Consider the following 11,146-nt stretch of genomic DNA (forward strand, 5'->3'; position numbering starts at 1 on the left):
ATGGCGGAGAACAGCCCGCTGAAGGCCCACAACCTCCGGCCTGCCCCGGGCGCCAAGACCGCCAAGACCCGTGTGGGTCGTGGTGAGGCGTCCAAGGGTAAGACCGCAGGCCGTGGTACCAAGGGTACGAAGGCTCGTTACCAGGTTCCGGAGCGCTTCGAGGGTGGCCAGATGCCCCTCCACATGCGTCTCCCGAAGCTCAAGGGCTTCAAGAACCCGTTCCGCACGGAGTACCAGGTCGTGAACCTGGACAAGCTCGCGACGCTCTACCCCGAGGGTGGAGAGGTCACGGTGGCCGACCTGGTCGCCAAGGGCGCTGTGCGCAACAACCACCTCGTCAAGGTCCTCGGACAGGGCGAGATCTCCGTGGCACTGCAGGTTTCGGTTGACGCCGTCTCCGGCTCCGCCAAGGAGAAGATCACCGCCGCAGGCGGTACGGTCACCGAGCTCGTCTGAGCCGCGGGACAGAACTGAGCCTGGCCGGCTGCCTCTTCGGAGGTGGCCGGCCAGGCTTTTCTGCGTTTGTGCCGCTGTACGGGAACCGTAAAGGCTCGGGAAAGGTTGAACGGGTGTCCACCGCACCGGCGGTGGGGGAGCGGAGGGGCGTGCACGTCCCAAATGGTGCGGCTTGGCCGGTCTTTCGCGGCGCGGGCCGGGAAGCGGACCGTGCACCGGTGTGCGGCGCGTGTTTCCTGCTCACTCCCCGGACGGGTAGGGTGGCGCCGTTAATCTTTTGTGGCCTCCTTACGATGTAGGGCTGCCTTGTATCCGATCCCATCCAGTCCCATCCAGACCCGTCGCCTCTGACGCATAGCGCGGGGGTCGCAGGAGGCACCGTGTTCACCGCGTTCGCCCGAGCGTTCAAGACGCCCGACCTGCGCAAGAAGCTGCTCTTCACGCTCGGCATCATCGTGATCTATCGGCTCGGGGCGCACGTCCCGGCCCCTGGCGTCGACTACGCGAAGGTGCAGCAGTGCATCGACCAGGCCGACTCGGGTGGCCTCCTCGGTCTGATGCAGATGTTCAGCGGTGGCGCCCTGCTGCAGATCACCATCTTCGCGCTCGGCATCATGCCGTACATCACGGCGAGCATCATTCTCCAGCTGCTGACCGTAGTGATCCCGCGCCTGGAAGCCCTGAAGAAGGAGGGGCAGTCCGGCACGGCGAAGATCACGCAGTACACGCGTTATCTGACGGTCGCGCTGGCCATCCTCCAGGGCACCGGCCTGGTCGCCACCGCCCGTAGCGGCGCGCTCTTCCAGAACTGTTCCGTGGGCAGCCAGATCGTCCCGGACAAGTCGATCTTCACCACGATCATCATGGTCCTCACCATGACCGCCGGTACGGCCGCCGTCATGTGGCTCGGTGAGCTGATCACCGACCGCGGCATCGGCAACGGCATGTCGATCCTCATGTTCATCTCGATCGCGGCCACGTTCCCCGGCGCCCTGTGGGCCATCAAGGAGAGCGGCAAGCTGGCCGACGGCTGGATCGAGTTCGGCACGGTCATCCTCATCGGCTTCGTGATGGTCGGTCTCGTCGTCTTCGTCGAGCAGGCCCAGCGCCGCATTCCGGTGCAGTACGCGAAGCGCATGATCGGACGCCGGTCCTACGGCGGTACGTCCACGTACATCCCGCTGAAGGTGAACCAGGCGGGTGTGATTCCGGTCATCTTCGCCTCGTCGCTGCTCTACATCCCGGCGCTGATCGTCCAGTTCTCCGGCTCGAACGCGGGCTGGGCGACCTGGATCCAGGACTACTTCGTGGACGGTACGCACCCGTACTACATCTCCACGTACTTCGTCCTCATCGTCTTCTTCGCCTTCTTCTATGTGGCCATTTCGTTCAACCCCGACGAAGTCGCGGACAACATGAAGAAGTATGGTGGCTTCATCCCGGGTATCCGGGCAGGTCGACCTACTGCCGAGTATCTGAGCTACGTGCTCAACAGGATCACTTGGCCGGGCTCGCTGTATCTGGGCCTGATCGCTCTGGTGCCGACGATGGCGTTGGCAGGCTTCGGCGGGGCTAACCAGAACTTCCCCTTCGGCGGGACGAGCATCCTCATCATCGTGGGTGTGGGTCTGGAAACCGTGAAGCAGATCGAGAGTCAGCTCCAGCAGCGCAATTACGAAGGGTTCCTCCGCTGATGCGAATCGTCCTCGTCGGGCCTCCGGGTGCCGGCAAGGGAACGCAGGCTGCGTACCTTGCTCAGAACCTCTCGATTCCGCACATCGCCACGGGCGACCTCTTCCGCGCCAACATCAGCCAGGGCACCGACCTTGGCAAGCAGGCCCGCGCCTACATGGACGAAGGCCAGCTGGTGCCGGACGAGGTCACCATCGGGATGGCCAAGGACCGCATGGCCCAGTCGGACGCCGTCGACGGCTTCCTGCTGGACGGCTTCCCGCGGAACGTCGGACAGGCCGAAGCCCTTGACGTGATGCTCAAGGACGAGGGCGTGAAGCTGGACGCGGTCCTCGACCTCGAGGTCCCCGAGGACGAGGTCGTGAAGCGGATCGCGGGTCGCCGCGTCTGCCGCAACGACAGCGCGCACGTCTTCCACCTGACGTACAACCCGCCGAAGACCGAGGGCGTCTGCGACGCCTGCGGCGGCGAGCTGTACCAGCGGGACGACGACAGCGAGGAGACGGTCCGTACCCGGCTGGAGGTCTACCACACGCAGACCGAGCCGATCATCGACTACTACCGGGCCCAGGGCCTCGTGGTGACCATCTCCGCGCTGGGCAAGGTCGCGGACGTGACCGCCCGCGCCATGGAGGCGCTCAAGACCTCCGAGTCCTCCGACGAGGGCTGAGCGTCCACCACCGCACCACCCGTAGTGCAAGCCGGCCGCGGCGCCTCAGGGCGCCGCGGCCGACTGCTTGCGCCCGTATCGTTGAACACGCCGAGCCGTACCCCGCCACCGTCGATGCAGAGAGGCGCCGAGCAATGGTGCAGATCAAGACCCCCGAGCAGATCGCGAAGATGCGCGAGGCGGGCCTGGTGGTCGCTGCCATTCACGCCGCCACCCGCGAGGCGGCCGTGCCCGGGGCCACCACGCACGACCTGGACCAGGTCGCCCGCAAGGTGATCGCCGACCACGGCGCCAAGTCGAACTTCCTCGGGTACGGCGGGTTCCCCGCGACCATCTGCACCTCGGTCAACGAGGTCGTCGTCCACGGCATCCCGGACGAGAAGACGGTCCTGAAGGACGGCGACATCATCTCGATCGACGCCGGCGCGATCGTCGACGGCTGGCACGGCGACGCGGCCTACACCGCCTTCGTGGGCACCGGTCACGCTCCGGAGCTGATCGAGCTCTCCCGGGTGACCGAGGAGTCCATGTGGGCCGGGATCGCCGCGATGAAGGTGAACAACCGCCTCGTCGACATCTCCCGGGCGATCGAGTCCTACATCCGCCGCCAGCCCCGCCCGGCGACCGGCAAGTACGGGATCATCGAGGACTTCGGCGGCCATGGCATCGGCACCGAGATGCACATGGACCCGCACCTGCTGAACTACGTCTCCCGCAAGCGCGGCAAGGGGATCAAGCTGGTCCCGGGCGTCTGCCTCGCGATCGAGCCCATGGTCTCGCTCGGCACGGCGCGGACGGAGACCCTGAGCGACGACTGGACGGTCATCACGACGGACGGCACCTGGTCCTCGCACTGGGAGCACTCCATCGCGCTGACCGAGCAGGGGCCGCTGGTCCTGACCGCCCCGGACTGCGGCCGGGCGAAGCTCGCGGAGTACGGGGTCGAGGCGGCGCCCGACCCTCTCGGGTGATGTGACCCTGCCGGGAGGTCTAAGGATCACTCCGGCTTGGCAAACTTGACGGATTCGTCTTTTGGGGTCCGCTGACGTAGACTGACTCGTCGGCTCTCGTGCATCAGTGTGCCCGCATATCAGCACACCGATGAGCAAGAGCCGATCAAGGTAGCCGATTCGAAAGGCGAAGCGTGGCCAAGAAGCAAGGTGCCATCGAGATTGAGGGCACCGTGATCGAGTCCCTCCCGAACGCAATGTTCAAGGTGGAGCTCCAGAACGGTCACAAGGTCCTGGCGCACATCAGCGGCAAGATGCGGATGCACTACATCCGCATCCTCCCGGATGACCGGGTCGTGGTGGAGCTCTCTCCGTACGACCTGACGCGTGGCCGGATCGTCTACCGGTACAAGTAGATCTTGCCGGCACCCCGTTTCGGCGGGTGATGGCACTGACCCGGAGAACCTGACATCCCATGAAGGTCAAGCCGAGCGTCAAGAAGATCTGCGACAAGTGCAAGGTGATCCGCCGTCACGGTCGGGTCATGGTCATCTGCGACAACCTGCGCCACAAGCAGCGCCAGGGCTGACGCACGACCGCCTGCATCTCGCAGTTCTTCGCGCGACGCACGTAATTCGTACATACGCAGTGCCCGTCCAAGCCACGGCTGACGACACCTCCGGCGGGGGCCGGGGACCCGGACGTACCACCGCTCCAGGTGAGCGGTCGGCGGTCGGGAGTGGCGCTGCGGAAGACCCCCGATCTAACAACTGGAGCCATTGAATGGCACGCGTTTCAGGTGTTGACATCCCGCGCGAAAAGCGCGTGGAGGTTGCCCTCACCTACGTCTTCGGTATCGGGCGCACCCGGTCCAAGGAGATCCTCGCCTCCACCGGCGTGAACCCGGACGCCCGCGTCCGCGACCTTGCCGAGGAAGACCTCGTCAAGATCCGCGAGTACGTGGACGCCAACCTCCGCACCGAGGGTGACCTCCGCCGCGAGGTCCAGGGCGACATTCGCCGCAAGATCGAGATCGGCTGCTACCAGGGCATTCGTCACCGCCGTGGTCTGCCGGTCCACGGTCAGCGCACCAGCACGAACGCGCGTACCCGCAAGGGCCCGCGTCGCGCCATCGCCGGTAAGAAGAAGCCGGGCAAGAAGTAGTCCTCAGCGGACGCACTGCGGACCTCCGGTTCTCCGGAACCCGCAGCAACCAGCGGTCTTCGCTGTAGGACCGATCACCTCCCCTCTCCATCTGGAGTCAAGACATGCCCCCCAAGGGTCGTCAGGGCGCAGCCAAGAAGGTGCGTCGCAAGGAAAAGAAGAACGTCGCTCACGGCCACGCGCACATCAAGAGCACGTTCAACAACACCATCGTCTCGATCACGGACCCCTCGGGCAACGTGATCTCCTGGGCCTCCGCCGGCCACGTCGGCTTCAAGGGCTCGCGCAAGTCCACCCCCTTCGCCGCGCAGATGGCCGCCGAGTCGGCCGCCCGCCGCGCGCAGGAGCACGGCATGCGCAAGGTCGACGTCTTCGTCAAGGGTCCCGGCTCCGGCCGTGAGACCGCGATCCGCTCCCTCCAGGCCACGGGCCTCGAGGTCGGTTCGATCCAGGACGTCACCCCGACGCCGCACAACGGCTGCCGTCCGCCGAAGCGTCGCCGCGTCTGATGCGTCGCGGCCGGTGACGGCCGTGCGTCAGTAGCGTTCGGTCCGGGCGGTACACCCCTCACGGGGCGTACCGCCCGTACCCTTGTCACATCTGTCGGGCATCAAATAGTGGGTGCCCACGACTGAAGGATCACCGCATGCTTATCGCTCAGCGTCCGTCGCTGACCGAAGAGGTCGTCGACGAGTTCCGCTCCCGGTTCGTGATCGAGCCGCTGGAGCCGGGCTTCGGTTACACCCTCGGCAACTCCCTCCGCCGCACCCTCCTCTCCTCGATCCCCGGCGCCGCTGTCACCAGCATCCGGATCGACGGGGTCCTGCACGAGTTCACCACCGTGCCGGGCGTCAAGGAGGACGTGACCGACCTCATCCTCAACATCAAGCAGCTGGTCGTCTCCTCGGAGCACGACGAGCCCGTCGTGATGTACCTGCGCAAGCAGGGCCCGGGTCTGGTCACCGCCGCCGACATCGCGCCCCCGGCCGGTGTCGAGGTGCACAACCCCGACCTCGTTCTCGCCACGCTCAACGGCAAGGGCAAGCTGGAGATGGAGCTGACCGTCGAGCGCGGTCGCGGCTACGTCTCCGCCGTCCAGAACAAGCAGGTCGGCCAGGAGATCGGCCGGATCCCGGTCGACTCCATCTACTCGCCGGTGCTCAAGGTCACGTACAAGGTCGAGGCGACCCGTGTCGAGCAGCGCACCGACTTCGACAAGCTGATCGTCGACGTCGAGACCAAGCAGGCCATGCGTCCCCGTGACGCCATGGCGTCGGCCGGTAAGACCCTGGTCGAGCTGTTCGGTCTGGCGCGCGAGCTCAACATCGACGCCGAGGGCATCGACATGGGCCCGTCCCCGACGGACGCCGCGCTCGCCGCCGATCTCGCCCTGCCGATCGAGGAGCTGGAGCTCACCGTTCGGTCGTACAACTGCCTCAAGCGCGAGGGCATCCACTCCGTGGGTGAGCTCGTGGCCCGTTCCGAGGCGGACCTGCTCGACATCCGCAACTTCGGCGCCAAGTCGATCGACGAGGTCAAGGCGAAGCTGGCCGGTATGGGCCTCGCGCTCAAGGACTCGCCTCCCGGCTTCGACCCGACCGCCGCCGCCGACGCCTTCGGCGCCGACGACGACGCGGACGCCGGTTTCGTGGAGACCGAGCAGTACTGATCGCCTTCCGGCGGGGGGTGCCCGGTTTTGAGGGTGCCCCCGGGCCGGGGCTGAGGCTTTGTCCTCAATCGCCGGACGGGCTTGAATTTGGCTCATGTCCGGCGAACGTCGGGCGGGCTGGATTTTGGCTTATGTCCGGCGAGCGTCGGGCGGGCTTGAGTGTGGCTGATGCCGGACTCCGAGCCCGAACGGCAGCTATGACTTCCGGGAGGCGTCCGCCTCGCGGGAACTGACACCGGTACCTGATACGGCCGGTGCAGCACACAAGGAGAATCACCATGCCGCGTCCCGCAAAGGGTGCCCGTCTGGGCGGCAGCGCCGCGCACGAGCGTCTGCTCCTCGCCAACCTGGCGAAGTCGCTGTTCGAGCACGGCCGCATCACGACGACCGAGGCGAAGGCCCGTCGCCTGCGTCCGGTCGCCGAGCGCCTCGTCACCAAGGCGAAGAAGGGCGACATCCACAACCGTCGCCTGGTGCTCCAGACGATCACGGACAAGAGCATCGTCCACACGCTCTTCACCGAGATCGCTCCCCGATACGAGAACCGCCCCGGTGGTTACACCCGTATCACCAAGATCGGCAACCGTCGTGGCGACAACGCCCCGATGGCGGTCATCGAGCTGGTCGAGGCGCTGACCGTGGCCCAGCAGGCCACCGGTGAGGCCGAGGCCGCGACGAAGCGTGCGGTCAAGGAAGACGCCCTCAAGAAGGACGAGGCCCCCGCGGCCGAGTCCGTCGAGGACGCCAAGCCGGCCGACGACGCGGAGTCCAAGGACGCCTGAGCGTTCTGAGACGGACCACGGGACGGGCCCGCATCACCCTTCGGGGCGGTGCGGGCCCGTTCTGCTGACCAGGGGAGTCGAGAGGATGACGCGGTGAGTGACGAGGCGGAGCCCGGTTTCGTACGGGTGCGGCTGGACCTGGCCTACGACGGCAAGGACTTCTCCGGCTGGGCGAAGCAGACCAGTCGGCGCACGGTGCAGGGCGAGATCGAGGACGCGCTGCGGACCGTGACCCGCTCCGCCGTGACGTACGACCTGACGGTGGCCGGCCGGACGGACGCGGGGGTGCACGCGCGCGGCCAGGTGGCCCATGTGGACCTGCCGGAGGCGGTCTGGGCCGAGCACGAGGAGAAGCTGCTGCGGCGGCTGGCGGGCCGGCTGCCGCTGGACGTACGGATCTGGCGCGCGGCCCCGGCACCGGCCGGGTTCAACGCGCGGTTCTCCGCGCTGTGGCGGCGGTACGCGTACCGGGTGGGGGACCGGCCCGGCGGCGTCGATCCGCTGATCCGGGGGCATGTGCTGTGGCACGACCGGCCGTTGGACGTGGACGCGATGAACGAGGCGGCCGCGTTGATGGTGGGGGAGCACGACTTCGCCGCGTACTGCAAGAAGCGTGAGGGCGCGACGACCATCCGTACGCTCCAGAAGCTGAGCTGGGTACGGGACCCGGCGTCCGGGGTGCTGACCGCGACCGTGCAGGCGGACGCGTTCTGCCACAACATGGTGCGGGCGCTGATCGGGGCGGCGCTGTTCGTCGGCGACGGGCGGCGGCCGGCCGGCTGGCCCGCCGAGGTGCTCGCCGCGAGGGTGCGCGACCCCGGGGTGCACGTGGTGCGCCCGCACGGGCTGACGCTGGAGGAAGTGGCTTACCCGGCGGACGCGTTGCTGGCGGCCCGTGCCGTGGAGGCGCGGAACGTGCGGACGTTGCCGGGGGCGGGCTGCTGCTGAGCGTTGCTCCGGCGGGAACTCCCGTCCGCCGGAGCGGGAGTTCGGTACCGGGGGTGTCGGCCCGTCAGCCGTCGCGGGTGGCGGCGGGGGTGTCGGTCCGTCAGCCGTTGGGGGCGGCGGCGGCCTGGGAGGCCTGGAGCTGGCCCCGGCGGTGGATCTGGCGGAAGGTGAAGTTCGTCAGGTCCTTGTTGACCGCGTAGACGTCCTTGTCGGCGGTGGTGACCCGCTTGCCGTTCACGAAGCCGCCGACGGTGAAGTAGGCATAGCGGCCGTAGGAGTTGGCGGTGCGCAGGCAGACCGTGCCGCCCCGGCAGAAGGTGTCGACGCCGCCGCCGCTGAGGGAGGCCAGGCCGCCCGAGCTCTGGTCGACGGCCTTCTTCGCGCGGGCCTCCGTCGCGAAGACGGCGATGCCGACGGTGACCGCCACCCCGTCCTTGCGGTAGGTGGCCCGGATGAGCTGGTCGCAGCCGTTGTTCGTGAGGACCGGGCCGAGTGCGCCCTGGGTGCCCGTCGCGCACTTCGCGGAGTTGCTCGTCGCGCCCTTGAGGTGGACGCGGTCGCCCATGGTGAGCTTCTTGCCGGGGAAGAACCCCTCCACGGTGACCGGCGCCTTGTCCTTCTCGGCGCTGGAGATGTAGTCCTTGGGGTCCGGCGGGGGCGGCGGTGCGACCGAGGAGAACGAGGGCGCGGGCGCCGAGGTGTCCTCGGGGAGTTCGGCGGGCGCCGGCAACTGGCTCGCGTTCTTGTCCGCCTTGCCCGTGCCGCCGCCGTTCGACGTGACCACGGCCGTGGTCACGATCGCGCCTATCGCCACGGTGGCCAGCGCGCCGCCGCCGATCATCAGCAGTCTCTTACGGCGGGCGCGCGCCGCGGATTCCTCCGCCAGCGCCGCCCAGTCCGGAGTCCCGTCGCCCCCGGGCCCCCAGGAGGCCCCCCCTTGCCCAAAGCTCATGCGCGCAGTTTAGAGGGAGACGTAAACCGGTTGGGACAACCGTTCGCGGACCGTGACAATGCTCTGTATGGGACATCTCGAAGCAGGCCACCTGGAGTACTACCTACCGGACGGGCGGGTGCTGCTCGGCGACGCCTCGTTCCGGGTGGCCGACGGGGCCGTCGTCGCGCTCGTCGGGGCGAACGGTGCGGGCAAGACGACCTTGTTGCGGCTGCTCGCCGGTGAGCTCCAGCCGCACGGCGGCACGGTGTCGGTGAGCGGCGGGCTCGGCGTGATGCCGCAGTTCGTGGGCTCGGTGCGGGACGAGCGGACGGTGCGGGACCTGTTGGTCTCCGTGGCCCAGCCTCGGATCAGGGAGGCGGCCAAGGCCGTCGACGCGGCCGAGGAACGCATCCTCACCGTCGACGACGAGGCCGCGCAGATGGCGTACGCGCAGGCGCTGAGCGACTGGGCGGAGGCGCGGGGTTACGAGGCCGAGACGGTCTGGGACATGTGCACCATGGCCGCGCTGGGCGTCCCGTACGAGAAGGCGCAGTGGCGCGAGGTCCGCACGCTCAGCGGCGGTGAGCAGAAGCGGCTGGTGCTGGAAGCGCTGCTGCGCGGGCCCGACGAGGTCCTGCTGCTCGATGAACCGGACAACTATCTGGACGTGCCGGGCAAGCGGTGGCTGGAGGGGAAGCTGAAGGAGACCCGTAAGACGGTTCTCTTCGTCTCCCACGACCGGGAGCTGCTGTCCCGTGCCGCAGAGAAGATCGTCAGCGTCGAGCCGAGTCCGGCGGGCAGCGACGTATGGGTGCACGGCGGTGGTTTCGCCACGTACCACGACGCGCGCAAGGAGCGTTTCGCCCGGTTCGAGGAGCTGCTGCGGCGCTGGCAGGAGGAGCACGCGCGGCTGAAGGCGCTCGTCCTGCGGATGCGGCAGCAGGCGGCGAACAGCCCCGACATGGCGAACCGCTACCACGCGATGCAGACCCGCTTCAAGAAGTTCGAGGAGGCGGGCCCGCCGCCGGAGCCGCCGCGCGAGCAGGACATCAGGATGCGGCTGCGCGGCGGGCGGACCGGGGTGCGGGCGGTGACCTGCAAGGGCCTGGAGCTGACCGGGCTGATGAAGCCGTTCGACCTGGAGATCTACTACGGGGAGCGGGTCGCGGTCCTCGGCTCCAACGGGTCGGGCAAGTCGCACTTCCTGCGGCTGCTGGCCGGTGAGCCGGTGGCTCACACGGGGGAGTGGAAGCTCGGGGCGCGGGTCGTGCCCGGGCACTTCGCCCAGACGCACGCGCATCCGGAGCTGCTCGGCAAGACGCTGGTGGAGATCCTCTGGTCCGAGCATGCCAAGGACCGGGGCGGGGCGATGTCGGTGCTGCGGCGCTATGAGCTGGAGCGGCAGGGAGACCAGCCGTTCGAGAAGCTGTCCGGCGGGCAGCAGGCGCGGTTCCAGATCCTGCTCCTGGAGCTGGCCGGCACGACGGCGCTGCTGCTGGACGAGCCCACGGACAACCTGGACCTGGAGTCGGCGGAGGCGTTGCAGGACGGGCTTGAGGTGTACGACGGAACGGTGATGGCCGTCACGCACGACCGGTGGTTCGCGAAGTCCTTCGACCGGTATCTGGTCTTCGGGTCGGACGGGGTCGTGCGGGAGACCTCGGAGCCGGTGTGGGACGAGCGGAGGGTTCAGCGGGTGCGGTGACCTTGGGCGGTCGGCGGCGGGGTGGGGTGGGCCGGGCGGCGCGAGGGGTGCGTGTGGGGTGCGCCGGGGGTGCCGGTGGGTGCGGGGGTGCGGGGTGGTGCGGTGCGTGGGCCGTGCGGCGCCGTTGCGGGGGCGCTGCCCCCGGGCCCCCGCGCCTCAAGCGCCGGCGGGGCTGG

The 11,146-nt window shown here is 68.3% G+C and carries 13 protein-coding genes; 12 read left to right on the forward strand and 1 reads right to left on the reverse strand.

Annotation, left to right across the window (positions count from 1 at the left end; translation table 11 throughout):
* From rplO to truA, 11 genes are all read left to right on the forward strand, one after another.
* Positions 1–456 carry a 50S ribosomal protein L15 gene (gene rplO / locus D581_RS0126600; RefSeq protein WP_003966942.1) on the forward strand — a complete coding sequence of 152 codons (456 nt, stop codon included), beginning with the start codon at positions 1–3 and terminating at the stop codon, positions 454–456.
* A gap of 380 nt (positions 457–836) precedes the next feature.
* A complete protein-coding gene (gene secY, locus D581_RS0126605) occupies positions 837–2,150 on the forward strand; it encodes a preprotein translocase subunit SecY (RefSeq protein WP_018960207.1) in 1,314 nt (437 codons plus the stop codon).
* On the forward strand, positions 2,150–2,818 hold the full coding sequence (locus tag D581_RS0126610; RefSeq protein WP_018960208.1) for an adenylate kinase: 669 nt from the start codon (positions 2,150–2,152) through the stop codon (positions 2,816–2,818). Before secY ends, D581_RS0126610 begins: the two co-directional genes overlap by 1 nt.
* A gap of 134 nt (positions 2,819–2,952) precedes the next feature.
* Positions 2,953–3,789 carry a type I methionyl aminopeptidase gene (map, locus tag D581_RS0126615; RefSeq protein WP_018960209.1) on the forward strand — a complete coding sequence of 279 codons (837 nt, stop codon included), beginning with the start codon at positions 2,953–2,955 and terminating at the stop codon, positions 3,787–3,789.
* Between the two features lie 173 nt (positions 3,790–3,962).
* Positions 3,963–4,184: a translation initiation factor IF-1 gene (gene infA / locus D581_RS0126620; protein WP_003956442.1), complete on the forward strand. Its 222-nt coding sequence runs from the start codon at positions 3,963–3,965 to the stop codon at positions 4,182–4,184.
* Between the two features lie 59 nt (positions 4,185–4,243).
* Positions 4,244–4,357, forward strand: a complete 114-nt coding sequence (gene rpmJ / locus D581_RS0126625; protein ID WP_003956441.1) for a 50S ribosomal protein L36 — start codon at positions 4,244–4,246, stop codon at positions 4,355–4,357.
* A gap of 194 nt (positions 4,358–4,551) precedes the next feature.
* The gene (gene rpsM / locus D581_RS0126630) at positions 4,552–4,932 is read left to right on the forward strand and encodes a 30S ribosomal protein S13 (RefSeq protein WP_007446719.1); all 381 of its coding nucleotides are present in this window, start codon (positions 4,552–4,554) and stop codon (positions 4,930–4,932) included.
* A 104-nt stretch (positions 4,933–5,036) separates the two neighbouring features.
* On the forward strand, positions 5,037–5,441 hold the full coding sequence (gene rpsK / locus D581_RS0126635) for a 30S ribosomal protein S11 (RefSeq protein WP_003956432.1): 405 nt from the start codon (positions 5,037–5,039) through the stop codon (positions 5,439–5,441).
* A gap of 137 nt (positions 5,442–5,578) precedes the next feature.
* Positions 5,579–6,601 carry a DNA-directed RNA polymerase subunit alpha gene (locus tag D581_RS0126640; protein ID WP_003966937.1) on the forward strand — a complete coding sequence of 341 codons (1,023 nt, stop codon included), beginning with the start codon at positions 5,579–5,581 and terminating at the stop codon, positions 6,599–6,601.
* A 278-nt stretch (positions 6,602–6,879) separates the two neighbouring features.
* Positions 6,880–7,383 (forward strand): 50S ribosomal protein L17, encoded by a 504-nt coding sequence (gene rplQ, locus D581_RS0126645; protein WP_018960210.1) that lies wholly within the window; start codon positions 6,880–6,882, stop codon positions 7,381–7,383.
* A gap of 93 nt (positions 7,384–7,476) precedes the next feature.
* Positions 7,477–8,331: a tRNA pseudouridine(38-40) synthase TruA gene (gene truA, locus D581_RS0126650; RefSeq protein ID WP_018960211.1), complete on the forward strand. Its 855-nt coding sequence runs from the start codon at positions 7,477–7,479 to the stop codon at positions 8,329–8,331.
* Between the two features lie 100 nt (positions 8,332–8,431).
* Here the strand turns inward: truA and D581_RS0126655 are convergent, their stop codons facing one another.
* On the reverse strand, positions 8,432–9,283 hold the full coding sequence (locus D581_RS0126655) for a hypothetical protein (RefSeq protein WP_026290934.1): 852 nt from the start codon (positions 9,281–9,283) through the stop codon (positions 8,432–8,434).
* A 67-nt stretch (positions 9,284–9,350) separates the two neighbouring features.
* Between D581_RS0126655 and D581_RS0126660 the strand changes: the two genes are divergently transcribed.
* Positions 9,351–10,970, forward strand: coding sequence for an ABC-F family ATP-binding cassette domain-containing protein (locus D581_RS0126660; protein ID WP_018960213.1), 1,620 nt, complete (start codon positions 9,351–9,353; stop codon positions 10,968–10,970).
* Positions 10,971–11,146 lie beyond the last annotated feature (176 nt).

The organism is Streptomyces sp. CNB091, from assembly GCF_000377965.1.